17 protein-coding genes are annotated in these 24,548 nt (G+C 72.8%); 12 read left to right on the forward strand and 5 right to left on the reverse strand.

Features of this window, described 5'->3' with window-relative positions:
• Nucleotides 1-9: 9 nt before the first annotated feature.
• The 4 genes from Voc01_RS28485 to Voc01_RS28500 all read right to left on the reverse strand — a co-directional run bounded on the left by Voc01_RS28485 (nucleotide 10) and on the right by Voc01_RS28500 (nucleotide 7,480).
• Nucleotides 10-2,751 (reverse strand): fibronectin type III domain-containing protein, encoded by a 2,742-nt coding sequence (locus tag Voc01_RS28485; RefSeq protein ID WP_203930653.1) that lies wholly within the window; start codon nucleotides 2,749-2,751, stop codon nucleotides 10-12.
• 75 nt (nucleotides 2,752-2,826) lie between these two features.
• On the reverse strand, nucleotides 2,827-5,730 hold the full coding sequence (locus Voc01_RS28490) for an AfsR/SARP family transcriptional regulator (RefSeq protein WP_239160548.1): 2,904 nt from the start codon (nucleotides 5,728-5,730) through the stop codon (nucleotides 2,827-2,829).
• Between the two features lie 70 nt (nucleotides 5,731-5,800).
• Nucleotides 5,801-7,108: an ABC1 kinase family protein gene (locus tag Voc01_RS28495; protein ID WP_203930655.1), complete on the reverse strand. Its 1,308-nt coding sequence runs from the start codon at nucleotides 7,106-7,108 to the stop codon at nucleotides 5,801-5,803.
• Between the two features lie 6 nt (nucleotides 7,109-7,114).
• On the reverse strand, nucleotides 7,115-7,480 hold the full coding sequence (locus tag Voc01_RS28500; protein ID WP_203930656.1) for a VOC family protein: 366 nt from the start codon (nucleotides 7,478-7,480) through the stop codon (nucleotides 7,115-7,117).
• A 185-nt stretch (nucleotides 7,481-7,665) separates the two neighbouring features.
• Here Voc01_RS28500 and clpX point away from each other — a divergent pair, with 185 nt between their 5' ends.
• The 4 genes from clpX to Voc01_RS28520 are packed head-to-tail and all read left to right on the forward strand — an operon-like array spanning nucleotide 7,666 to nucleotide 11,440.
• Entirely contained in the window at nucleotides 7,666-9,039 is a 1,374-nt protein-coding gene (clpX, locus tag Voc01_RS28505) for an ATP-dependent Clp protease ATP-binding subunit ClpX (RefSeq protein WP_203930657.1), read from the forward strand.
• A 41-nt stretch (nucleotides 9,040-9,080) separates the two neighbouring features.
• Entirely contained in the window at nucleotides 9,081-9,656 is a 576-nt protein-coding gene (locus Voc01_RS28510; protein ID WP_203930658.1) for a hypothetical protein, read from the forward strand.
• A gap of 60 nt (nucleotides 9,657-9,716) precedes the next feature.
• Nucleotides 9,717-10,211 (forward strand): SRPBCC domain-containing protein, encoded by a 495-nt coding sequence (locus Voc01_RS28515; protein WP_203930659.1) that lies wholly within the window; start codon nucleotides 9,717-9,719, stop codon nucleotides 10,209-10,211.
• Nucleotides 10,208-11,440 (forward strand): MFS transporter, encoded by a 1,233-nt coding sequence (locus tag Voc01_RS28520; RefSeq protein WP_203930660.1) that lies wholly within the window; start codon nucleotides 10,208-10,210, stop codon nucleotides 11,438-11,440. The genes Voc01_RS28515 and Voc01_RS28520 overlap by 4 nt, the downstream gene beginning before the upstream one ends.
• A 67-nt stretch (nucleotides 11,441-11,507) precedes the next feature.
• On the opposite strand, the gene Voc01_RS28525 is transcribed toward Voc01_RS28520, so the two are convergent.
• A complete protein-coding gene (locus tag Voc01_RS28525; protein WP_203930661.1) occupies nucleotides 11,508-12,164 on the reverse strand; it encodes a winged helix-turn-helix transcriptional regulator in 657 nt (218 codons plus the stop codon).
• Nucleotides 12,165-12,697: 533 nt separating this feature from the next.
• Here Voc01_RS28525 and Voc01_RS28530 point away from each other — a divergent pair.
• Genes Voc01_RS28530 through Voc01_RS28565 form a run of 8 tightly spaced genes read left to right on the forward strand, consistent with a single transcriptional unit; the run spans nucleotide 12,698 to nucleotide 24,505 of the window.
• Nucleotides 12,698-13,669 (forward strand): DUF1702 family protein, encoded by a 972-nt coding sequence (locus tag Voc01_RS28530; protein WP_203930662.1) that lies wholly within the window; start codon nucleotides 12,698-12,700, stop codon nucleotides 13,667-13,669.
• Nucleotides 13,670-15,607: a CRTAC1 family protein gene (locus tag Voc01_RS28535; RefSeq protein ID WP_203930663.1), complete on the forward strand. Its 1,938-nt coding sequence runs from the start codon at nucleotides 13,670-13,672 to the stop codon at nucleotides 15,605-15,607.
• The gene (locus Voc01_RS28540; RefSeq protein ID WP_203930664.1) at nucleotides 15,604-16,575 is read left to right on the forward strand and encodes an enediyne biosynthesis protein; all 972 of its coding nucleotides are present in this window, start codon (nucleotides 15,604-15,606) and stop codon (nucleotides 16,573-16,575) included. Before Voc01_RS28535 ends, Voc01_RS28540 begins: the two co-directional genes overlap by 4 nt.
• Nucleotides 16,572-22,334, forward strand: a complete 5,763-nt coding sequence (locus tag Voc01_RS28545; protein ID WP_203930665.1) for a type I polyketide synthase — start codon at nucleotides 16,572-16,574, stop codon at nucleotides 22,332-22,334. Before Voc01_RS28540 ends, Voc01_RS28545 begins: the two co-directional genes overlap by 4 nt.
• Nucleotides 22,331-22,768: an acyl-CoA thioesterase gene (locus Voc01_RS28550; protein ID WP_203930666.1), complete on the forward strand. Its 438-nt coding sequence runs from the start codon at nucleotides 22,331-22,333 to the stop codon at nucleotides 22,766-22,768. Before Voc01_RS28545 ends, Voc01_RS28550 begins: the two co-directional genes overlap by 4 nt.
• Before the next feature lie 11 nt (nucleotides 22,769-22,779).
• Nucleotides 22,780-23,331, forward strand: a complete 552-nt coding sequence (locus tag Voc01_RS28555; RefSeq protein WP_203930667.1) for a hypothetical protein — start codon at nucleotides 22,780-22,782, stop codon at nucleotides 23,329-23,331.
• Nucleotides 23,328-23,972 carry a copper resistance CopC family protein gene (locus Voc01_RS28560; RefSeq protein WP_203930668.1) on the forward strand — a complete coding sequence of 215 codons (645 nt, stop codon included), beginning with the start codon at nucleotides 23,328-23,330 and terminating at the stop codon, nucleotides 23,970-23,972. The genes Voc01_RS28555 and Voc01_RS28560 overlap by 4 nt, the downstream gene beginning before the upstream one ends.
• Nucleotides 23,969-24,505, forward strand: coding sequence for a CE1759 family FMN reductase (locus Voc01_RS28565; RefSeq protein WP_203930669.1), 537 nt, complete (start codon nucleotides 23,969-23,971; stop codon nucleotides 24,503-24,505). The genes Voc01_RS28560 and Voc01_RS28565 overlap by 4 nt, the downstream gene beginning before the upstream one ends.
• The last annotated feature ends 43 nt before the right edge of the window (nucleotides 24,506-24,548 follow it).

Consider the following 24,548-nt stretch of genomic DNA (forward strand, 5'->3'; position numbering starts at 1 on the left):
CGGCGGCGGTCACCGCCGTCGCCGCCGCGGTCGTCGCCACCAGCGGTCGGCGGGTCCGACGCGGGGCACCGTCCGCAGGAGCGCCCCGGCGAGCAGCAACGCCAGGCCGGCCAGCATCGTCGGCAGGGCGTACCCGCCCGTCGTCGCCAACGTCCGTCCCGGGTGGACGGTCAGCGCGAACGTCCGGCTGAGTGGTACGCCGTCCGACGAGAAGCCCAGTGCCGACGCCACGTGCTGTCCCCGCACGCCGGCCGGAACGACGGTTCGCAGCGTCGCCGTCCCGTCCGGACCGGCGGTCGCCGTGCCGAGCGGGATGGGCGTCGAGTACAGGTGGAACGCGACGGTGCTCCCGTCGAGGTAGCCGTGGGCTACCAGGGTGATCGGCGCGCCCGGGGCGACGGTCGTCCGGTCGCACGACAACCGGGTCGCCGACCCGAACATCCCGCTCGGCGTGACCGGTTCGCTCGGGGCGCTCACGTCGGAGTCGCCGGCGCTCGAATGCGCCACCACGCGCACCGTGTACGCCGTCCCGTTGCGGAGGTTGCCGACCAGGCAGCTCGTCGCGGCGGCCGACGCCAGGCAGGTCCCGTCGCCCGGGGTGACGGTCACGGTGTAGCCGCTCACGGACGCGCCGTGGGTGGCCGGCATGGTCCAGGCGGCTTCGAGTGCCTGGTCGCCGGCGGTCGCGGTGGGCTGCGCGGGGGCATCGGGACTCCGGCCGGCGGGAACCGTCTGCGACGCGCTGGCGGAGGGCTGGGCGCTTGCCGAGGGCTGGGCGCTTGCCGAGGGCTGGGCGCTTGCCGAGGGCTGGGCGCTTGCCGAGGGTTCTGCGCTCGCGGAGGGTTCTGCGCTCGCGGAGGGTTCTGCGCTCGCGGAGGGTTCTGCGCTCGTAGAGGGTTCTGCGCTCGTAGAGGGTTCTGCGCTCGTAGAGGGTTCTGCGCTCGCGGAGGGTTCAGCGCTGGCGGAGGGCGGGGCGCTTGCCGATGGTTCTGTGCTGGCGGAGGGTTCCGCGCTCGCGGAGGGTTCCGCGCTGGCCGATGGGTCGACGCTCGGCTCCTGTGACGGTGGAACCGACAGGCTGGGTGAGGCCGATGGGGCTGCCGTGGTGGTGGAGGTTGTCGGGGACGGTGCGGTCGTGGGCTCGTGCCACGTGACGGTCGTGATGCTGGTGGCCCGGCCCGCAGCGAGGGTGACCGTGTCGGAGCCGACAGCGGTTCCGGGGTAGCAGAGCTCGGCGAGGCCGGCGGCGTCGGTCGTCGCCTGGGTGGCGGCCGGGTTGGCGCCGGCGGCGGTCAGGTCGACACGCACGCCCACGACGGGGGAGAGCTGGGAGTCCGTCGCCGTGGCCGTCAGGCAGACGGTCGAGCCGGTGGTCGCGTCGCGGGTGGCCGGGGACGTCACCTGTGCCACCGAGGCGACCGAGGCGAGGCCGGCGCCGGCCGGATAGGCGTAGGACTTGAACCCGTTGGCGCCGTAGGCGAACGCCCCGAACGGCGCACCGGCCCGCAGGGTGTGCGTGCCCGGCGTCACCAGCAGCTGGGCCGACGAGAAGGCGCTGTCGCCGATCGGGGCGAACGACGACTCGGGCACCTGCGCACCGTCCAGGAGCAGGCCGGCCGCCGCACGCGTGGGGATGACGACGTTGACCGCGTTGAAGCCGAACCGGGTCGCCGGACCGGCCACCTGGTACTCCGTCAGGTACTGCTCGTACGGGGGCAGCAGCATCAGGGACGGGTCACCGCTGGCGGTGGTCGCCCCCTGCACGAAGCTGCCTCTGGTCATGTACTGCCCGACGAGCGCCGGCTCGCTCGTGGTGAGGACGGCGGCCGTGTTGCCGCCGGCGGTCAGGATGGTCTGTTCGTAGGTCTCGCCCGCGGCGAGGGTCGCGACCACCGTGCCGTCGAGGCGCACGACGGTGCCGGCGGTATCGGCGACGACGCGGACCGGGTCGCCGCCGCTGGCCTTGGCGAACCGCACCGGGAGGAACCGGGTGCCCCATGCGGTCGTCGGCACCATCTGCTCGGTCTGCTGGTCGCAGCCGCCGCCCGTGCCGATCAGGCCGCAGTCGTTGCCGGCGAACACCGCCACCGGCCGGTCGGAGGTGACGAGGGTGCCGGTCACGTCGTTGCTTCCCGCGACCTTCGCGTCGGCGGACACCGTGTAGACCTGGCCGGCGTCGAGGGTGACCGTGTACGGAACACCCGCCGGACGTGATCCGACGATCCCGTGGGGCGTGACGGTGACCGTCGTCCCGGCCTGGGTGCCCACGACCATGACGCGACTGGCGTACGGCTGCACGGTCGTCGGGTAGGCCAACGCGCGGTAGCGGGTACCGAGGGCGGGCGTCGGTAGGGCCACGAACGCGCCCGCGCTGTTGGACTGGTGGTTGATGCCGTAGACGGAGACGGGTTCGCCGCTCGTGATGCGGACCCCCGCGTCCACGGTGCCGTCGGGGATGGACACGGCAAGTGCCGGGTCCACTGTGACCGGTGTGACCGTGCCGGGTGTGACCGAGAACGGGGTCGTCGTGCCGCCGGGCCACGTGACGACGCCGGACGTCGCGGTCGCGCCGGAGATCTCGAGCGTCAGCGTGAACGGGGTCATGTTGGTGTGGAAGGCCACCCAGAAGTCGGTTCCGGCGGTGGTGAGTCCCACCGTCGCCGCTTCCGCCGGGCGCGGCGGGAGGAGGACGGCCGCGATCCACACGACGAGCAGTGCCGTCAGCCCACAAGCGATCCGGGACAACGGCATATGGTCATCTTGCACCATTTGGGAGGCAAATTAGGTTTATGCGCTGTCCGCCCGTCGGGAGTGGGGTCCGCCCGGTCACCCGCCGGCGGCGGCGATCCCGTTCTCCGCGCGGACCCGTTCGTCATGGTCGCCCGTGTCCGTCGCCACCGCCAGGGCCTCCCGGTAGTGCGCCAGCGACTCGTCCGGGCGGCCCGCCACGCGGTTCGCCTCGCCGAGTCCGTTGTGGACACTCGCCTGCCCGTACCGGTGCCCCGTCGACCGGAACGTCGCCAGTGCGGTCTCCAGGTACTCGATGCCGCCGACCGGGTCACCGGTGCGGGCGCGCAGGAGGCCGAGATTGGCCAGGACGGTCGCCTCGCCGCCGCGGTGGTCGAGCTCGCGGAACAGGGCCAGCGCCTCGTCCAGGTGGCCGGCGGCCGTGGGGTGGGCACCGGTTCCGATGTGCACGTCGCCGAGGTTCGACAGGGCGATGGCCTGCCCCACGCGGTCGTCCAGTTCGCGGAAGAGGGCCAGTGCGGCGGTGAAGCCGGCGATGGCGGCGGCCGGGTGTCCCTGGTGGATGTGCACGTTGCCGACGTTGGCCAGCGCGGCGGCCTCGCCGAACCGGTCACCGACGTCGCGGAAGGCGCACAGGGCCTCGTTGTGGAAGCGGCCGGCACCGGGGTAGTCGCCCTGGCGTTCGGCCAGGATGCCGAGGTTCGACAGCGTCCGCGCCTGCCCGGACCGGTCGCCGGTGGCGCGGTGCAGGGCCAGCGCCCGGCGGTGGTACTCGACGGCCCGGGCGTACCGGCCGAGCAGCCGGTGGATCACGCCGAGGTTGGTCAGGGTGTGTGCCTGCGCCGACACGTCGCCGCACCGGCGGGCGAGCTGCAACGCCGTGGTCTGGATGGCCAGCGCCTCGGTGTAGTGCCCGCCCTCGAGGTAGCGGTGCAGGTTCAGCGCGATCCGGACCGCCTGCTCCGACCCGCCGTGACGTTCGGCGAACGGGCCGAGGCCGGCGAGCGCCGGTAGCTCCGCGTCGAGCCATCGCCGTGCGTCGGCCGCGTCCAGCGACACCTCCGCCGGATCGGGGGAAGGCGGCCGTTGTCCGTATCCCCGCCACGTCGGGTACAGCGCCCGCACCGCCTGCCACGATCCCGTCACGTAGTAGCTGAGCAGACGTTCGGCCGCCGCGCGCAGTGTCGCCTCGCTGTCGATGCGCTGGGCGAGCTCCGCGGCGTAGGCCTGCAGCAGGTCGTGCAGGCCGTACCGTCCGTGGCGCAGCCGGTGGGCCAGGTTCGCGCGAACGAGGGTGTTCACCAGCCGCACGCCGTCGGCACGGCCGACGCCGGCGAGCGCGGCCACCGCCGCCGCGTCGAAGCTCTGCCCGGGGTGCAGTCCGAGCCGTCGGAAGGCGCGGGCCGCGTCGGGGTCCAGGTGGTGGTAGGACCAGGAGAAGACCGTCCGGACGGCCGCGCGCACGTCGCCGCCGGAGTCGAGGACGTCGAGCCGGCGGCGCCGGTCGGCCAGTTCCGCGACGAGGTCGGCGAGCGTGAGACCGGGGGAGGCGCTGGCGAACTCGGCGGCCACCCGTAGCGCCAGCGGCAGGCGGGCGCACTGCTCGGCGAGCGCACCGGTCGACACCGGGTCGTGCTCGGCGCGCAGGCCGATCAGCCGGCGCAGCAACAGTTCCGCGTCGGTGGCCGGCATCGGGTCGACGGCCACCCGGTGCGCCCCGTTGAGCGCCACCAGCCCGGCGAGGCTGTCGCGGCTGGTGACGAGCACCCGGCTCGGAGCCGTGCCGGGCAGCAGCGGCCGGACCTGCTCGGCCGACCCGGCGTTGTCGAGCACAATCAGCATCCGCCGGTCGGAGGTCTCGGCGCGGTAGCGGGCGATCAGATCGTCGACGTCGGCCGGCAGGTCGGCGCCGTTCGCTCCGAGGCCGGCCAGCAGCCGGCGCAGCGCCGCGGCCGGCGACAGCGTCCGTTCCGGGTCGTACCCCCGGAGGTCGACGAACAGCTGCCCGTCCGGGAACCGGTCGCGGCGGCGGTGGGCCCAGCGCAGCGCGAGCGCGGTCTTGCCGACGCCCGCGGTTCCGCAGATCAGCCCGACGACGGCGGCCGGCTCGTCGCTGTCGGCGGCGAGTACCCGGTCGAGCTCGGCGATCTCGGTGGACCGGCCGGCGAACACGGTGGGTTCCGGCGGCAGCTGCGATCCGGGCCGCGCGGCCGGCGCCGCCGGTCTCGTCGGTGCGTTGCGCAACAGGCCGCGTCGGGCCTGGACCAGGATCGGTCCGGGGTCGACGCCGAGCTCCTCCGCGAGGTGACGGCGTGCGGTCTCGTACGTGGCGAGCGCGCGCGACCGTTGCCCGACCGCCGCGTAGGCCCGGATCAGCCGGGCCTGTACCTCCTCGTCGAGCGGGTGCGCGGCGGCCTCCTCGGCGAGCAGGCCCAGGACGTCGGAGGCGCGGTGCGTGTCGATCATCGCGTCGGCGTACCGGCTGACCGCGTCGCGTTGCTCGTTCACCAGGCGCAGCACGCGGGGGTGGGTGGCGAGCGGGGCGACGTCGGCCGCGGGCCGACCCTGCCACAGGGCCAGGGCCGAGCCGAGCAGGTCGGCGGTGCGGTGCGGGTCGCCGCGTGCGGCCGCGTCGCGGGCGGCGGCGGTGAGGTCGCGGAACCGCTGGAAGTCGACGGTCGCATCGGCCAGGCGCAGCGCGTAGCCGTCGCCGACCGACGGCAGTACCGCGCTGGGCGAGCGCGGCGGTCGGTCGGGTTCGAGCTGCCGGCGCAGGTGCTTGACGTGGGTGTGCAGCACATTGACGACCCCGACCGGCGGTGCCTCGCCCCACAGGGAGTCGATCATCTCGTGCCGGGCCAGCGGCTGTCCCGCGTGCAGGGCCAGGAGCGCGAAGACGGCGCGGCGACCGGCCGGGCCGAGTCCGATCTCCCGCGTGCCACGCCACGCCGCCGTTCGACCGAGGACCTGGACGACCAGCACCGTGACCTCCAGTGAGTCGCATCGATGGCCTATACCATCGATGCGTTCCCATGAAAGGTCCATCGGCTGTTCAGTGACGGATCAGTAGCCGTTCAGGGTGTTGAGGCGCGAACATCGCACGCATCAGGTGCGGAACGGCGAGCCCCTGGAAGTCGGCGGTCGGATGGTACTCCTTGATCGCGCCCTCCAGTACCAGCAATCCGAGGAGCGGGAACACGAACTGCGGGTCGGCGTACAGGCCGAACCGTCGTTGGATGTCGAAGAGCCGTACGGCGAAGTCGAGCAGTTCGAACTCCTGGGCCCGGCTGCCGGTGACGCTGCGCACGAGCGCGCCGAGTTCACGCCGGAACCCGGCGTCGTCGAAACCCACCGGTGGGTCCACTGTGGACAGAACGAGGTCGGCGCACCGTGCCTCGTTCCCGGTACCCATGCGGAAGAAGAACTCGGTGAACGCCCGCTGCGCGGCCGCCGGCAGCGCGACGACGAACCCGGCGTCGAGCACGCACACCGACCCGTCCGGGAAGAAGTACAGGTTACCCGGATGCAGGTCGCAGTGCACCAACCCGTCGGTGAAGAGCATCTTGTAGACCGCGTCGAGGCTGGACTCGACCGCCCGGGCCGACGCCGCGGCGCCCAGGTCGGCGGGTGTCCGGCGGGCGAGGCCCGCCACGAAGTCCATCACGAGCACGCCGGCGTCGGTGCGGGCCGGATCGGCGAGGTCGGGGTGCGGCCGCGGAACCCGCACATGGGGGAACCCGCTCACGGCGTCGGCCACGGCGGCCAGCGCGGCCGCCTCGCGGGTGAAGTCGAGCTGGTCGGCGATCGCCGCCGACAGCTGCGCGACCGCCGCGCGGGTCGGCAGGCCGCGCATGAGCCGGGTGTCGGCGATCAGGGACGATCCGAGCCGGAACAGCCGCAGATCGGCGGCGATGGTCGACGCGATGCCCGGCCGGCGCAGCTTGACCGCCACGACCGTTCCGTCGGCGAGTTCGGCCCGGTACACGCAGGCGATGCTGCCCGACGCGCCCGGCAGCGGCGTGAACGTGCGGAACAGCGTCTCCAGCGGCGCGCCGAGTCGCTCGGCGGCGATGCGTCGTGCGACACCGGCCGGGATCGGCGGCGCGTCGTCGTGCAGCGTCGCCAGGGCCCGGCACACCCGGGGCGGCAGCAGGTCGAGGCGGGTGCTCAGCAGTTGGGCCACCTTGACCGCGGTCGGCCCGGCCCGGTGGATCTGCTCGACGACGATCGCCAGCGCGGTGCCCGGAAGGCCGGCCCGTCGGCACCGGGCCGTCGCCGACATCCAGGCCGCGGCGAGCCGGATCGCGGTGACCAGCAGCACCGCGCTGAGATACGCCAGCCGACGACTTACGGCGAGCACGGCCCGCTAGCCGCTGAACTCGATGAGCTCGACGACGTTGCCGCTGGGGTCGGCGACGGCGACGTAGCGGCCGACCGGGCACACCTGCGGCGAATCGTGCAGCACGTCCGCGCCGATCCCGCGCAGCCGGGCCAGTTCCGCGTCGACATCGGCGACCGCGAGGTTCAGCAGGACGCACGCGCCGTCGGGGTAGTCGGCCTTCGCCGGACGCTCGCACTGCTGCAGAAGGATCAGCGGGCCTTCGCTGTCCAGCTCCACGAACATCGGTGCCGCGGAGTCGTTGCGTACACCGAAGCCCAGGTGCTCGGTGTAGAAGACGACAGCCTGGTCCATGTCGTGAACGTTGACGGTGATGACTGCGAGCGTGGCCATGGGACGTCCCTTCGCATGGAGAGGCTTTCGCAGGATGGTATGGCTTTCCAAAGCATTGGGACAAGATGTCGTTCAGTGTCGATCAGTATCTGTTGCCTGGGATGGCATTCACGGCTCCATTGACACTTGACGAATCAGGTTACTACTATTCTCGATACCAACTCGCCTCCGCTCGAGGGGGAACGATGGCTGGACCCAAACGTCGCCTTCTCTTCTGCTCCTTCTGTGGAGTCAACGAATACGGCGTCGACGCGCTCATCACCGGCACCGGTACCGCGATCTGCCCCGACTGCGCCCGCGCCGGCCTGGCCGCTCTGGCCGGCCGGGCGACCCGGCGGGCGGGTGCCGGCACCGCGACACCCACGGCACTGGTGGCCGAGCTCGACCGGCACGTGGTCGCCCAGGACGCCGCCAAACGGATGCTCAGCGTCGCCGTCCACAACCACTTCAAGCGCGTCGGTCGCGCCGGGCAGCCCGGACGGGAACCCGGCGGCGTGCGGCTGGCGAAGTCGAACATCCTGCTCATCGGACCGTCGGGCACCGGCAAGACGCTGCTCGCCGAGACGCTGGCCCGCACGCTCGCGGTGCCGTTCGTCGTCGCCGACGTCACCTCGCTGACCCAGGCCGGCTACGCCGGCGAGGACATCGAGTCGGTCTTCCGCCGGCTCGTCATCGCCGCCGACGGCGACCTCGCGGCCGCCCAGCGCGGCATCGTGTTCCTCGACGAGGTCGACAAGCTGGCCCGCCGCGAGGCCACGGCCGGTCTCGACGTGTCGGGCGAGGGTGTGCAGCAGGGCCTGCTCAAGTCGTTGGAAGGCACGATGGTGTCCCTGGAGGGCCGTCAGACCGACCCGACCGCCCGCGCCGGCGAGCCGCGCCGGTTCGACACGTCCGAGGTGCTGTTCATGGCCGGCGGCGCGTTCGTCGGGCTCGACGACATCAGCGGCGCGCGTACCGCGTCCGACACCTTCGGGTTCGAAAGCGCGCGCCGGACGACGGCCCGGACCACCGACACCACCGCACGGACCGAACCCGGCGACCTGATCACCTTCGGCCTGCTGCCCGAGTTCGTCGGGCGGTTCCCGGTGATCGTGCGGCTCGACGAGCTCGGCGCGGCCGAGCTGCGCCGGGTGCTCACCGAACCGCGCGACTCGCTGGTGGCCCAGTACGAGGAGCTGTTCCGCCTCGACGGCCACGTGCTCGAGCTGACGCCGGACGCTCTCACCACCATCGCCGAGCGGGCCCACGCCCGGGCGACCGGTGCCCGAGGGCTGCGGTCGGTGCTGGAAACGGCACTGGCCGACCTGATGTTCCACGCGCCCGACCTGGAGCCGGGCCGGTCGCTGCGGGTCGACGCCGCGCGCATCACCGCCGCGCTCGACGGAACCGGCGATCCCGAAACCGGCGTGCTCGCGGGACCGGCCCACGCGGCCGGCCGCGGCGCGCCGCCACAGATGTCTCCGGCCGCGGAGCCGGGACAAGAAGGCGGCCACACCGAACGGCGGGTGGGACGCACCCTCCGCGTTGCCAGCGGGGCGCTCGTCCGCCGCTCGGCGTGACCCTGGTCCCACGATACGTGGGAAGCGAGGAGTAAGTCGTCATGACCTCACCACAGCTCACCCAGCTCGCGCCGCAGACCGAGTTCCCGCCGGTCGCGGGCACCGAGTACCAGCGCTCCGAGCTCAACATCCCGATCGTCGTCGACGGGGAGTTCAAGGAGATCCTCAAGATGACGGCCGTGCTGCAGCTCGACCGGGGCGCCCCGGTGACCAACGCCGGCGGACACCGGCAGTTCGAGTTCCAGATCCAGACGTGGGAGGTGGCGGGCTACTCGGAGTTCCTGTCCGAGTGGGTCACCATCACGCTGTCCGACGTGCAGCAGCCGCGCAGCCTCGCGATCGCCCAGACGGCCGCGGCCGACTTCCCGGCGATCATCGTCTACAACGCGATCTTCGACGTGTACGTGGGCAAGCGCCTGGTCGCCGGCCAGGTCACCGGTCTCGGCGTCGGCGTCGAGGCGTACGAGGTCCCGCCGCAGGTCGGCATCCAGTTCCAGAAGGCGTTCCCGCTCGGCCCCGGCATCGAGGCCAGCGCGGGCGCCTGCGAGGAAGAGGCCTCGCTGCGCGAGGAGCAGTTCATGTCGGTTGCCGAGGAGTTCCGCAACCTGCGCGCCTGATCCACCACCCGGGGCCGTGGCCGTCACCGGCCACGGCCCCTTCATCGAGGAGGCCACGCCGTGACCCTGACCTACCGTCCTGGCAGCAAGCAGGACCCCACCTACCGCTACCCCGACGGCTCGCACAACGTGCTGGTCAGCGACATCATGCAGCAGGGCACCCCGCAGCAGGTGTTCCGCGGCCTCACCGCACCGGCGGCGCTGCGCGACTGGACCGGCGCCGACGTCGAGGAGACCGTCGACGGCGTGCGCTGGCACGTGCCCGACCTGGGCGTGTCGGGGACGTCGGCGGCCCAGGTCGAGGGCGAGTACGTCACCGTGGCCCTGGAAACGGCAGCGTGGCGGACCACCCGCAGCGACGCCACGATCCGGCTGTGGCCGGTGCCGCGGGCGACGTTGGTGCTGGTGAACCACCGCGGTCTCAGCGCCGACGACCTCGACGCGGCCCGCGGCCTGTGGGCGCCGGGCCTGCTCAACCGGCTGCGGTTCTGGGTGCTGGCGATGGCGCCGAACAGCCGCACCGTCGGCATCGTCGAGCCGGGCAGCCGGGAGTGAGCGCCGTGCCGGTGACCGCACCGGCCGCGACGGCCGTTCCGGTGGGCGGGTCGATCTCGCCGCGCGGCGCGTACTCGGTGACGTTCCTGACCCGGGCCTCGCAGATGGGCACGATCGCGATCGTCGCGCCGTACCTGGTCGACCGGGGCGTGCCGGTCGGCTACATCGGCGCGGTGATGGTGTTCGCGGCTCTCGGCTCGGCCGCCGCCGGATTGGTCTCCGGGAAGGTCATCGACCGGTTCGGCGCCTGGCGCGCGTTGGTGTGCGGGCTGTCTGTGGCGGTGGTGGGCGTCCTGGCGTTCATCTTCGCGCCGGCCTGGCCCCTGATGGGACCCGCGTACCTGGTCTCCGCGGCCGGAACCGGAACGGCGAACACCGCGCTGCGCACGGCGATCGCGCTCGGAACGCCGAAGGAGCGGCACGAGCGGACGTTCGGCACACTCAACAGCGTCGGCACCACCGGTGCGCTGATCGGTCCGCTGCTCGTCGGGCTCGTCGTGGTCGACGGGACGGCGGCGGCGCCCTGGTTCGCCACCGCGATGCTGAGCACCGCGACGGTGGTGGCGTTCCTGCTGCGGCGGCCCGCGGTGCCCGACGGCGCGCCGCCGCCGTCGAAGAAGGGGAGCGCGCCCACGGACGAGCCGGCCACGATGGCGTCCGTCGGGCGGGCGATCGCGCCGATCGTCGCGCTCGTGACCACCAGCGCCACCATGTACGGCGTGTACGCCGTGCTGTGGGGCCTGTTCCTGCGCGGCCTCGGCGCGTCGAACCTGGTGATCGCGTGGTCGTTCGTGGCCACGATGATTCCCGTCGTCGTGCTGTCGCGCTACGCCGATCGGGTGCTTCCGAACACCAACCGGTGGCTGGTCAGTGGGGGAGCGGCGATCCTGCTCGGTCTCCTGGCATTCGCCTACGCCTACACCGGCACGGTGTGGCTGGCCATCGTGCTGTCGGTCGTGGAGGGCCTGCTGATGGCCGTGGCGGTGCCGGTGACGTACGCGCTCATCGCCCGGCACGCACCCGCCGGCGGCACCGGCCGCGCCTTCGGGATCACCTCGGCGGCCGACTCCATCTCCTCGGGTCTCGGCACGACCCTCGCCGGCGTCATCATCGCGACCGGAGGGGTGGCGTTCGCGTTCCAGCTGGCCGGCGCGTACTGCGTGGTGGGAACGGCGGTCGCGCTGATCTGGTGGAGCAGGCGTCACCGCACGGCGGCCGCCGCCGCGTAGCGGTCACCCGTCGCCACCGCCGGCCCCGGCCGGCGGCGGCGACGTACCGCCGTGCCCGGGCGGCCTGTCACGCGGCGAGGCCGAGCAGCTGCGTGCAGCGCTGGATCGCCTCCGGGTCACCCTCCGCGGTGATCTTCCCCGTGAGCACGGCCTCGATCGGGCTCAGCAACTTCGCGCCGACGCGGATGAACGTCTCGGCGTCGGCCCGGATGACCAGTGCGGCCTTCTCGGCCGGTCCGCGGTGGGCGGTGGCCGTGCCGTCGTGGACCGCGATCGAGAAGACCTCCTCGTCGACCTGGAACTCGTACTCCTCGTCGACCCCGGTCGGCGTGCCCACGTCGATCATCGTCTGCACGGCGAGGAAACCCCAGGCCGCCCGGCTCGCCGAGCGTGCGGCGTCTTCCTCGGTGAGGAAGTTCATGCCCCACCGGGCCAGCCCGTGGATCGCCGGGCGCAGCTGCAGGCCCAGCGGGGTGAGCCGGTAGAGCTTGCCGCGCGCGTCGCCCGGTACCTTGTCGACCGCGATGACGCCCTGCTCGGTGAGGAACCGGAGCCGGTCGGCCAGCATGTTGGGGCTCACCCCGGGCAGGTTGTCGATGAGGTCGCTGAAGCGGCCCGGGCCGATGAGCAGCTCGCGGACGACGAGGATCGTCCACCGCTCGCCGACGAGGTCCATCGCGGACGCGAGACCACAGAACTGCCCGTACTGCCGCTTCTCCGACATCGCGTCCTCCCCCGATGGTCGATACGTAACAGTGTAGGGACCTGGCGGAAACACATGCGTGCCAGCCAGGGGTTGTCGGACGTGCGGGCGGCGCCGACTTGCGGCGGATCCACGGCCGTTGGGCGGATTGGTACCAAAACCTTACCCGACCGATCCAATCGCCATCCAGACAGAATCCAGAGAGATGTGGTTCGGTCACGGATGGATGCGGCACCGGCCGCTGTTCCGGGAGTAATCGCTTCATGTTAATAGACTGTTCCGCCGGAGAGACACGTCCGTTGCGGAGCGAACGTGAATGCCGCCCGGCCTCAGGAAATGCTGGTTTCTGCCCGAAAAGACAATCGATCGCCGCTGCGGAGTCAGCGGTTTCCAGTGACCGTTGACTATGGCCGCTATCAACTGTAAGTATAGGAATCAGTAACTACATCAGGCCCTCGCCACCAATCATTCGACGCCGCCACGGTGGAACACCGGCGGGTGTACGCGTCGCGGAAATCGAACAATCACCCGGCTCCGCCACTCGGAGGTGGTCCATGCCCGGTCAATGGCGCGCGCTCCGGCGACGCCTACTCACCCCGAACATGTCCGAGGCGACATTCGCGACGCGGGGATTCCGCGTCGGCGACCCGCGGTCGCGGGACCTGCTCGAATCGATCGGGCACACGTTCCTCACCGGTTTCGGGTACGCGGCGCAGGCCACCGGCGCGGCCGACGCCGCGACCCGGCTCGACACCGTGGAGAAACCGTTGCGGGGCTTCGCCTACGAGGGCGCCGCGATGTGTTTCGCGATCCTCGACGCGGTGACGCCCGGCCGGGTGCGTCGGGTCGGCGAACTGCTCGCCGGCGGCGGGAGCCGCCACGTCTACATGGTCCACGTGGGCATCGGGTGGGCGATGGCGCGGCTGCCGCGGCCGTTGTGGCGCCGCATCCATCAAGCCGATCCGCTGCTGGGATGGCTCGCCCTCGACGGTTACGGCTTCCACCAGGCGTACTTCCGCACCGACCGGTACGTGCGACGCCAGGAACGCGACGCCGTTCCCGGGTGGCCGTCGCACGCCGCGGCGCGGGTGTTCGACCAGGGCGTGGGGCGCGCGTTGTGGTTCGTCGAGGGCGCCGACGTCGGCCGGGTCGTCGCCACGATCGAGGGGTTCGACCGGGCCCGCCGCGCCGACCTGTACGCCGGAACCGGTCTGGCCGCGACCTACGCCGGCGGCGTCGGCCGCACCGAGCTGCAGGCGTTGCGGGACAAGGCCGGCGACCACGCTCCACACCTCGCGCAGGGATCGGCGTTCGCCGCCGAGGCGCGCGTGCACGCCGGTCTGGACACTGCGCACACGGCACTGGCCACCGACGTGTTCTGCGGAATGGCACCGGGCGCCGCCGCTGCAGTCACCGACCGCGCCCGCGTCGACCTGCCCGGCGCCGACGCGGCCGGCGCCGCGACACCGTACGAAACCTGGAAACGGCGCATCGCCACGGAGTTCGCATCGATCGGGAGGCGTTAGATGTCCGTCGCTCATCACCTCCGGAGACACGTCACCGCGGTCGTCGCGCTCGTGCTGCTGGCAACCGTCTTCCTCGTCGCCCGGTTGCCCGAGGCGTCGGCCGCCGACCGCCGCGACCTGGCCGCGCCGTACCGCTTCACGCCCCTGGCCATCTCGATCCCCGGTGGCTTCCCGCAGCAGACGATCCGGAGGGTCAACCGCGACTACGAGCGCATCCGCGCCTGGATCTCCTCGGTCGGCGCCGGGATCGCCATGAACGACCTCGACGGCGACGGCCTGCCCAACGACCTGTGCCTCACCGACGTGCGCATCGACCGCGTCGTCGTCGCGCCGACACCGGGACGCGGCGACGACCGCTACGCCTCGTTCGCGCTCGACCCCGCGCCCCTGCCGATGAACCCGTACGTCGCGCCGATGGGCTGCGTACCCGGTGACTTCAACGAGGACGGCCGCACCGACCTGCTGGTCTACTGGTGGGGCCGGGCACCCGTGCTGTTCCTGGCGAAGGCCGACACCGGGAAACTGTCGGCCGGCTCCTACGAACCGGTCGAGCTCGTCGCCACGCAGTCCTCCGGCGGCATCTACACCGGCCCCCTGTGGAACACCAACGCCGCGGCCGTCGCCGACTTCGACGGCGACGGACACCAGGACATCTTCATCGGCAACTACTTCCCCGACGGCCCGGTGCTCAACGACACCGTCAGCGGCGGCGTCGTGATGAACACCTCCCTGTCGGTGGCGTTCAACGCCGGCGAGAACCACATCCTGCGGTGGACGGGCGCCGGCGCCGCCGCACCCGACCGGGCACCGACGGCGACCTACGAGAGCACGAAGGGCATCTTCGCCGAGGACGTCTCCCGCGGCTGGACGCTCGCGGCGGCGGCGACCGACCTCGACGGCGACCTGCTTCCGGAGCTGTACGTCGCCAACGACTTCGGCCCGGACCGCTTCCTGCACAACCGGTCGACGCCCGGAGCCATCAGGCTCGCCCTCCTCGAGTCGACCGATCCCGGTGTGTTCACCCCGAAGTCCAAGCGCATCGGCCACGACTCGTTCAAGGGCATGGGAGTGGACTTCGGCGACTTCAACGGCGACGGCGTCCACGACCTGTACGTCGGCAACATCACGACGTCGTTCGGCATCCAGGAGAGCAACTTCGCCTTCGTCTCCACGACGGGGACACCGGGGAAGGACCTCGCCGCCGGCCGCGCACCCTGGACCGACCGCAGCGCACCGCTCGGCCTGGCCTGGAGCGGCTGGAGCTGGGATGTCAAGTTCGGCGACTTCGCCAACAGCGGCGAGCCCGCCGTGGTGCAGACCGCCGGCTTCGTCAAGGGCGAGGTGAACCGGTGGCCGCAGCTGCAGGAGCTGGCCACCGCCAACGACGCGGTCGTCTCCAACCCGTTCTGGTGGCCGAACGTGCGCCAGGGCGACGACATCGCCGGCGGGCAGCACCTCGCGTTCCACGTCCGTGGCGCCGGCGGCCGGTACGAGGATGTCAGCCGCGAACTCGGACTCGACATCCCGGTGCCGACCCGCGGCATCGCCACCGGTGACGCCGACGGCGACGGCCGGCTCGACTTCGCGGTCGCCCGCCAGTGGGACGCGCCGGTGTTCTACCGCAACGACAGCCCGTCGACGGGCCGGTTCCTCGGGCTGCGGCTGGTGCACGACAACGGGTCCGCGGTCGTCGACGCCCAGGTGCGGGTCACCCTGCCCGGCGGGCGCGTGCTCATCGGACGCGTCGACGGCGGCAGCGGCCACTCCGGCAAGCGCAGCTTCGACGTCCACTTCGGACTCGGCCGGATCGACGGCCCGGTACGGGTGGACATCGCCTGGCGCGACCGCACCGGCGCGGTCCGGCGGGACGAACTTCAGACAGGCCCGGGCTGGCACGACGTCACGCTCGGCTCGGAGGCCAGGGAGGTCACGTCGTGAACGCCGAACCCACGCCGAAACGCGATCCACGCGTCATCGCCCTCCGCAACTTCGCGGTGTCCATCTCCGTGCTGAACATCGCCGGATACGCGTTCCTCGGATTCGAGCAGGCGTTCACGTGGCCGCTGATCGCCCTCGCGGTCGCCTACTCCACCGAACTGACCCTGGAGACGATCAAGGCGGCCTCGGAGAAACGGCCGCCGCGCTTCCTGGGCAACGGACTGCGCGGCCTGGTGGAGTACCTGTACCCGGCCCACATCACCGCGCTGGCGGTGAACATGCTGATCTACGTCAACGACCGCGTTCTCGTGATGATCTTCGGGGTCATGGTGGCGATCAGCGGCAAGTTCCTGCTGCAGGCACCGGTCGCGGGGAAGATGCGCCACTTCATGAACCCGTCGAACTTCGGGCTCACCGTGGTGCTGCTGCTGTTCCCGTGGGTGTCGATCGCCCCGCCGTACCAGTTCACCGAGTACCTGTTCGGCTGGACCGACTGGATCATCCCGGTCGTCATCGTCACGCTCGGAACGCTGCTCAACGGCAAGCTCACCAAACGGATGTGGCTGATCGCGGGCTGGCTGGGCGGGTTCGTCGTCCAGTCGGTGGTGCGCGGGCTGGTGCTCGACAACTCGACCGTCTCGGCGCTCAGCACGATGACCGGTGTCGCGTTCATCCTGTTCACCAACTACATGATCACCGACCCCGGCACGACACCGTCGGGCCGCTGGTCGCAACTGGCGTTCGGCGGCGGTGTCGCGGCCGTCTACGGCGCGTTCACCGGCGCCGGCATCGTCTACGGCCTGTTCTTCGCCACGGCGACGGTCTGCCTGATCCGCGGCGCCTTCCTGTGGTCGCTGCACCTGTCGGGCCGGTCGCGGCAGGCCGAGCTGCTGGTGGCCCCGCCGGACGCGGTCGTCACCATCAGCGAACCCGCGCCGTCGAACGGCCGAGAGGCCGTGCGGACATGAACCGCATCGCGATCGTCGGGATGGACTGCCGGTACCCCGACGCGGCATCGCCCGGCGACCTCTGGGAGAACGTGCTGGCCGGGCGCCGTGCGTTCCGTCGGATCCCGACCCAACGGCTGCGGCTGGCAGACTACTTCGCCGCCGATCCCGCGGTCGCCGACCGGTTCTACGCGCAGTACGCCGCACTCATCGAGGGCTACCGGTTCGACCGGGTGGCCTACCGCATCGCCGGCAGCACCTACCGCTCCACCGACCTGACCCACTGGCTGGCCCTCGACGTCGCGGCCGGCGCCCTCGCCGACGCCGGGTTCCCCGGTGGCGACGGCCTGCCCCGCGAGCGCACCGCGGTCGTCGTCGGCAACACGCTCACCGGCGAGTTCACCCGCGCCAACGTCATGCGGCTGCGCTGGCCCTACGTGCGGCGGGTGGTCGCGGCCGCCCTCGAACGGCAGGGCTGGGACGCCGAGCACCTCACCGGGTTCCTGCGCGAGCTCGAACGCGACTACAAGAGCCCGTTCCCGGCGGTCGACGAGGACACCCTCGCCGGCGGGCTGTCCAACACCATCGCCGGCCGGATCTGCAACCACTTCGACCTCAACGGCGGTGGGCACACCGTCGACGGCGCCTGCGCGTCGTCGCTCCTGTCGGTCCTCACCGCCTGCCGCTACCTCACCGACGGCACCGCCGACGTGGTCGTCGCCGGCGGCGTCGACCTGTCGATCGACCCGTTCGAGCTGGTCGGCTTCGCCAAGACCGGCGCGCTCGCCGCCCGCGAGATGCGCGTGTACGACCGCGGCTCCCACGGGTTCTGGCCCGGCGAGGGCTGCGGGATGGTCGTGCTCATGCGGGCCGACGACGCGCACCGCGCCGGGCAACGCGTGTACGCGACGATCGCCGGCTGGGGCATGTCGTCGGACGGGCGCGGCGGCATCACCCGGCCGGAGGCCGACGGGTACCGGCTGGCCCTGCATCGCGCGTACGCGCGGGCCGGCGTCGGCGTCGACACCGTCGGATACTTCGAGGGGCACGGCACCGGCACCGAGGTCGGCGACGCCACCGAACTACGGGCGCTGGGCGCGGCCCGCCGCGACGCCGACCCGGACGCGCCCGCGGCCGCGATCGGATCGGTCAAGGCCGTCATCGGCCACACCAAGGCCGCCGCCGGCGTGGCCGGGCTCATCAAGGCCACCCTCGCCGTGCACCACCGGGTGCTGCCACCGACGACCGGCTGCGTCGACCCGCACGCCGAGCTCACCGGCGAGCGGCCCGCGCTGCGGACGCCACTGCTGGCCGAGCCGTGGCCGCACGACGTCGCGGTGCGCGCCGGTGTGACCGCCATGGGGTTCGGCGGCATCAACACCCACCTGGTCCTCGACGGGGCGGACGACCGGACGGAGGCGGCCGGGGGAGGACCGGACCCGCGGGTGACCGCGAGCGCCGCGCACGACGCGGAACTGCTGCTCTTCGACGCGGACGGCCCCGACGAACTGCGCGGCCGGCTGGTCGCCACCGCCACGCTCGCGGCGACGGTCAGCTACGCCCAGCTCGGCGATCTCGCCGCCGCGCTCCAGCGCGACCTGCGCGACCGGCCCTACCGGGCCGCGGCCGTGGTGCGGTCGCCCGACGACGCGCACCGCGCCCTCACCGATCTCGTCACGGCCCTCGACGAGGGCCGGCACGGCATGGTCGACCGCACCGGACGGGCCTTCGTCGGCCATGCCGCCCGACCGGCGCGCATCGGTTTCCTGTTTCCGGGGCAGGGGTCCGGGCGTGGCGGCGGGCGCGGCGCGCTGCACCGGCGCTTCGCCGTCGCCGACGAGGTGCTGCGCCGCGCCGAGGTCACCGGCGCCGACGGCTCGGTCGACACCGCCGTGGCGCAGCCACGCATCGCGGCGGGCTCGCTCGCCGGTCTGCGGGTGCTGGACCTGCTCGGCGTGCGGGCCGACGTCGCCGTCGGGCACAGCCTCGGCGAGATCGTCGCCCTGTGCTGGGCCGGTGCCATCGACGACGACGGGCTGCCGGAGGTCGCCGCGGCCCGCGGCCGGCTGATGTCCGCGCACGGGCTGCCCGGCACGATGGCCGGTGTCGCCGCCGATCCGGTCGCGACCGTACGGATGATCGGCGCCGAACCGGTCGTCGTCGCCGGGTACAACGGCCCGCGGCAGACGGTCGTCGCCGGCCCGAAGGCCGCGGTCGACCGGGTGTGTCAGGCCGCCGCCGCGGCCGGGATCGAGTCCGCGCGCCTTCCGGTGTCGCACGCGTTCCACTCGCCGTTGATGGCGCCCGCGGCCGACCGTTTCGCCGGCTGGTTGGCCGGCCGGTCGTTCGCGCCGCTCCGCGGTCGGATCGTCTCCACGGTCACCGGGTCGCACCTGCCGGCGGGCGTCGACGTCGCCGACCTGCTGAACCGCCAGGTCGTCGAGCCGGTCCGGTTCGCCGAGGCGGTCACCGCCGCGGCCGCCGAGGTCGACCTGTTCGTCGAGGTCGGACCGGGGCATGTCCTCACGCGGATGGCGCGTGACCTCGTCGACGTACCGGTCGTCGCGACCGAGACCGACAGCCGGAGCCTCGGCGGGTTCCTCGCCGCGCTGGGCGCCGCCCACGTCGCCGGCGCCGCCCTGGACCACCGGGCGTTCGCCGCCGGGCGCTTCAGCCGTCCGCTCGCCCTCGACGCCACGTTCAGCTTCTTCGAGAACCCCTGCGAGTCGGCACCCGCGGTCGCCGCGGCGGTTCCGGCCGTCGTCGACAGCGCATCCGAGGGGACGGACGTGAGCACGGCCGGGCAACCCGACGACGCACCGGTGTCCACATTGGAGCGGCTGCGGACCCTCGCCGCGGAACGGGCCGAGCTGCCCGTCGAGGTCATCCACGACGACAGTCAGCTCCTCGACGACCTGCACCTCAGCTCCATCACCGTCGGCCAGCTGGTGAACCAGGCCGCCCGCGACCTGGGCCTGCCGGCGATGCAGGCGCCGACGAACTTCGCGACCGCGACCGTGCGGCAGCTCGCCGAGGCGCTCGACGAGCTCGCCGCCACCGGCGGCCCCGTGGCGGCACCGGGCGTCGACGGGGTCGGCCCGTGGGTCCGCCCGTTCGAGGTCCACCTCGCGGCGGCACCGCGTCCCCCGTCCACCCAGGTCGTGACCACGGCCGCGAGCGGCGCGACCAGCGCGACCAGCGCGACCACCGCGCCCTGGCGGCTGTTCGCCGGACCGGACCCGCTCGCGACCGACCTGCGCGCCGCGCTCGACCGCGCCGGGCTCGGACCCGGCGTGCTGATCTGCGTGCCCGCCGACTGCGGGCCCGCCGATCTCGAACTGGCGCTCGACGGCGTCAAGGCGGCCACGTCCCTGCCGGCCGGCGGGCGGCTGGTGGTGCTGCAACGCGGCCGCGGCGCCGCCGCGATGGCCCGCACCGCCCGCCTGGAGGCGCCGACGCTGCGCACCACGATCGTCGACGCGCCACTGGAACCGTCCACTGTGGACCTGGTGGTGGCCGACGTCGCCGCCACCGACGGGTTCAGCGAGACCCACTACGACCTCGACGGGATCCGGCGGGTGCCGCAGCTGCGGATGCGGCCGATGCGGGCCGGCAGGCCGCCGCTCGACCCCTCCGACGTCCTGCTGGTCACCGGTGGCGGCAAGGGCATCACGGCCGAGTGCGCACTCGACCTGGCCGCCCGCACCGGTGCCCGGCTGGCTGTGCTCGGCCGGTCCGACCCCGCCACCGACGCGGCGCTGTCCGCCAACCTCGACCGGATGCGCGCGGCGGGCGTCCCCACGCTCTACGCCCGCGCGGACGTGACCGACCCGGCGGCCGTGCGCACGGCGGTGGCCGCGGTCGAGGCGGAGTTCGGACGGGTGACCGCGGTGCTGCACGGCGCGGGACGCAACGAGCCGGCGTCGCTGTCGACCCTCGACGCGCAGACGCTGCGCCGCACGCTCGCGCCGAAGATCGACGGACTGCGCGCCGTGCTCGACGCGGTCGACCTGGACTCCCTGCGCCTGCTGGTGACGTTCGGCAGCATCATCGGCCGTGCCGGTCTGCACGGCGAGGCGCACTACGCCACCGCCAACGACTGGCTGGCCGACCTGACCCGGCAGGTGGCCGGTGACCGGCCCGGGTGCCGGGCGGTCTGCCTGGAGTGGTCGGTGTGGTCGGGCGTCGGCATGGGTGAACGGCTGTCGGTCGTGGAGACCCTGCAGGGGATCGGGGTCACGCCCATCACCCCCGAGCAGGGGGTGGCCGTGCTGCGGGACATCCTCGACCAGGCCGACCTGCCGCCGGCGCTCGTGGTCACCGGACGGGTCGACCACGTCGACACCGTGCGGTTCGAGCGGCCCGAGCTGCCGTTGCTGCGGTTCGTCGAGCGGGAGCTCGTGCGGTACCACGGCGTCGAACTGGTCACCGAGGTCGAGCTGACCCCGGTCAAGGACCCGTACCTCGACGAGCACCGGCTCGACGGGAACCTGTTGTTCCCGGCCGTGTTCGGGCTGGAGGCGATGGCGCAGGTCGCCACGTCGCTCGGAGACCACGCCGGGGTGCCGACGGTCGAGAACGCGGAGTTCCTGCGTCCCATCGTGGTGCCGTCCGGCGGCGCGACGACCGTGCGGATCGCGGCCCTGGCCGTCGACGCCGACACCGTCGACGTGAGCATCCGCAGCAGCGAGACCGCCTTCGCGGCCGAGCATTTCCGGGCCCGGCTGTCGTTCCGGCCGTGGGACCCGCCGGCCGGCCCACCGGCGACCGACCTGCCGCCGATCGGCCTGGACCCCGGCCGCGACCTCTACGACGGGACCCTGTTCCAGGGACGGCGGTTCCAGCGGGTGCACCGCTACCGGCGGATGGCGGCCCGCGCCGTCGAGGCGGAGGTCCGCACCGCCGACGACACGTGGTTCAGCGCGTTCCTGCCCGGCCGACTGCTGCTCGGCGACCCGGGCGCGCGCGACGCCTTCATGCACGGCATCCAGGTGTGCGTCCCCGACGCCACGCTGCTGCCCATCGGCGTCACGCGCATCCACCCGGCCGGGCCGAAGCTCGCCGGTGCGCTCGACGGGGTGACGCTCGTCGCGGTCGAGCGGTCGCACGACGGCGACACGTTCGTCTACGACCTCGCCGTGCGCGACGCGTCCGGGACGGTCGTGGAGTTCTGGGAGGGTCTGCGGCTGCGGGCGGTCCGGCGCACCGACGGTGCCGGGCCGTGGGTTCCGGCACTGCTCGGCCCGCACCTGCAGCGCCGGCTGGGCGACGTTCTCGACGTGGACCCCGCGGTCGTGGTCGAGGCACGCGACGGCCGCGACGGAACCGCGGCGGCGCTGTCACGGGCGGTCGGCCGGCCCGTCGAGGTGCGGTACCGCCCCGACGGCCGCCCGGAGGTCGACGGCGTCACGGTGTCGGCGGCCCACCTGCCGTCGCTGACCCTCGCGGTCGCCGGCACCGGCACGCTCGCCTGCGACCTGGAGACGGTGCGGCACCGGTCGGCCGCCGACTGGGCCGGCCTGCTCGGCCCGCACGCCGCCCTCGTCGGGCACCTGCGGAAGCCGCCCGACGACGCGGCCACCACTGTGTGGTGCGCCGTCGAGTGCCTGCGGAAAGCGGGCTCGCCGCCCGGTGCACCGCTCACGCTCCTGACCATCCGCGACGACGGGTGGACGGTGCTGGCGTCCGGACCGCTGCGGGTGGCGGCGTGGACGACGACGATCCGCGACATCGACGCCCCCGTCGTCGTCGCGGTGCTGGTGAAGGAGGAACGGTCGTGAACCGGGGCTACGAGTACCGGCACGTGGTCGGATTCGAGGAGACGAACCTCGTCGGCAACGTGTACTACGTCAACTATCTGCGGTGGCAGGGCCGCTGCCGGGAGCTGTTCCTCAAGGAGCACGCCCCCGAGGTTCTCGCCGACCTGAACCGCGACCTGAAGCTTTTCACGCTGAAGGTCGACTGCGAGTTCTTCGCCGAACTCACCGCGTTCGACGACCTCGTGGTCACCATGCGCCTCGCCGAACTGGCACAGACCCAGCTGGAGCTGGAGTTCGACTACCTGCGCGTCGACGGCGCCGGAACCCGGCTCGTCGCCCGCGGTAGGCAACGCATCGCCTGCATGCGCGGGCCGAACGGACACACCGAGCCGGCCCGCGTGCCGGCGGCGCTGGTGCGGGCGCTGGCCCCGTACGGCGCACCCGTCGCCGTCTGACTGGAGGAGCAATGACCACCCTGCATCCGGCCATGCCGCTGATGACCCGGATCAACGTCGACCGGCACCGGGCAGCCCTCAACGTGTTCATGGTGATCGTGCTGGCCCACTGGGCCGAGCACATCGTGCAGGCCGTGCAGATCTGGGGGCTCGGCCGTCCCCGGCCCGAGGCGCGCGGCGTGCTCGGTCAGTTCTTCCCGTGGCTGGTCACGTCGGAGTGGCTGCACTACGGGTACGCGATCGTGATGCTCGTCGGGCTGTGGATCCTGCGCACCGGGTTCGTCGGCCGGGCCCGCACCTGGTGGATGATCGCATTCGGCATCCAGGTATGGCACCACCTCGAGCACCTGCTGCTCCTCCTGCAGTCCATCACCGGCTCGCACCTCGCCGGCAAACCGGTGGCGACCAGCGTCGCGCAACTGGTCGCACCGCGGGTCGAGCTGCACCTGTTCTACAACACGATCGTCTTCGTCCCGATGGTCGTGGCGATGTACCTGCACATGCGGCCGAACGCCGCCGAGTACGAGCGGATGCGCTGCAGCTGCAAGGCTTCCGCGCGATGACCACCGACCGTGCCCCGTCCCACCGGCTCTTCTGGCGGCGCGTGGGAGCGGCCGCCGTGGCGCTGCTCGCCGCGTCGGTGCTGATCCTCGCGCTGGTCGTCGAGACCGGACCGGCGCGGCTGGTGTCGGCGCTGCCCGCCGACGGGGCACGGTTGGTGGTTCAGCCGGCCCGGATCGAGCTGACGTTCAGCGCCCGGCCCGACCCGGCCCGCTCACACCTCAGTATCGGCACCGTGGACGGGACCCGGGTGCCGGCCGGTGCGGTCGGTACCGCCGGTGACCGGATGTCGGTGCCGGTCAGCCTGACCGGGGACGGCGAGTACCTCGTGGCCTACCACGCGGTCTTTCCCGGCGGACGGGCGGTCTCGGGGATGCTGCGGTTCGCGATCGACGCCGGCATCGACGCCGGCATCGACGCCGGCATCGACGCCGGTACCGAGGCCGGTACCGTGCCGGCGGCGGCCGGTGGCCTTGCGCCGGGGCCGGACGTCGGCGTCGCGCCGGACGGCGACGGACACGGCCACGGGGGCGCCGGTCCCGGGGTGACCCTGGCGGTCAGCACCGTGCTCGTGGCGCTCGGCATGCTCACGATGGTCGTGCAGCGGCGCCGGCGGGCGCCCGACGTGAAGGTGGGCCGATGATCACGATCGTGTCCGGCGGCCTCGGCCGGCCCTCGTCGTGCCGGTTGCTCGGCGAACGGCTGGCCGCGGCCACCGCACCCGACGCGGACGCCCGGTCGATCGAGGTACGCGACCACGCCCACGACCTGACCGAGGCCCTCCTGACCGGCTTCGTCCCGCCGTCGCTGCGGGAGGCCCTCGACGCGGTCCGTCACGCCGACGCGTTGATCGCCGTCACCCCGATCTTCAAGGCGTCCTACAGCGGCCTGTTCAAGATGTTCTTCGACGTTCTCGACGACTCCGCCCTAGCCGACCGGCCGGTGCTGCTCGCGGCGGTCGGCGGCACGGCGCGGCACGCACTCGCGCTGGAACACACCGTCCGGCCGCTGTTCACCTATCTACGGGCGCTCGTGGTGCCGACCGCGGTCTACGCGACCGCCGCCGAGGTGGCCGACCCGGACGCGGCGCTGCGCGACCGCATCTGCCGGGCCGGTCGCGACCTGGCCCGGCTCACGCTCACGGCGGACCCACGCCTGGTGGCGCTCCACCGGTGACCGTCCATCGGGGACGGTCCGGCGGCGCCGGTCACAGTGACGG

This window comes from Virgisporangium ochraceum (assembly GCF_016863655.1).
GTDB lineage: Bacteria > Actinomycetota > Actinomycetes > Mycobacteriales > Micromonosporaceae > Virgisporangium > Virgisporangium ochraceum.

What these genes read in the sequence shown, in the direction of transcription:
- Voc01_RS28485 (WP_203930653.1), bottom strand. Translation starts at nt 2,751, where the DNA reads ATGCCGTTGTCCCGGATCGCTTGTGGGCTGACGGCACTGCTCGTCGTG.
- Voc01_RS28500 (WP_203930656.1), bottom strand. Translation starts at nt 7,480, where the DNA reads ATGGCCACGCTCGCAGTCATCACCGTCAACGTTCACGACATGGACCAG.
- clpX (WP_203930657.1), top strand. Translation starts at nt 7,666, where the DNA reads ATGGCTGGACCCAAACGTCGCCTTCTCTTCTGCTCCTTCTGTGGAGTC.
- Voc01_RS28510 (WP_203930658.1), top strand. Translation starts at nt 9,081, where the DNA reads ATGACCTCACCACAGCTCACCCAGCTCGCGCCGCAGACCGAGTTCCCG.
- Voc01_RS28525 (WP_203930661.1), bottom strand. Translation starts at nt 12,164, where the DNA reads ATGTCGGAGAAGCGGCAGTACGGGCAGTTCTGTGGTCTCGCGTCCGCG.
- Voc01_RS28530 (WP_203930662.1), top strand. Translation starts at nt 12,698, where the DNA reads ATGCCCGGTCAATGGCGCGCGCTCCGGCGACGCCTACTCACCCCGAAC.
- Voc01_RS28535 (WP_203930663.1), top strand. Translation starts at nt 13,670, where the DNA reads ATGTCCGTCGCTCATCACCTCCGGAGACACGTCACCGCGGTCGTCGCG.
- Voc01_RS28545 (WP_203930665.1), top strand. Translation starts at nt 16,572, where the DNA reads ATGAACCGCATCGCGATCGTCGGGATGGACTGCCGGTACCCCGACGCG.
- Voc01_RS28555 (WP_203930667.1), top strand. Translation starts at nt 22,780, where the DNA reads ATGACCACCCTGCATCCGGCCATGCCGCTGATGACCCGGATCAACGTC.
- Voc01_RS28560 (WP_203930668.1), top strand. Translation starts at nt 23,328, where the DNA reads ATGACCACCGACCGTGCCCCGTCCCACCGGCTCTTCTGGCGGCGCGTG.
- Voc01_RS28565 (WP_203930669.1), top strand. Translation starts at nt 23,969, where the DNA reads ATGATCACGATCGTGTCCGGCGGCCTCGGCCGGCCCTCGTCGTGCCGG.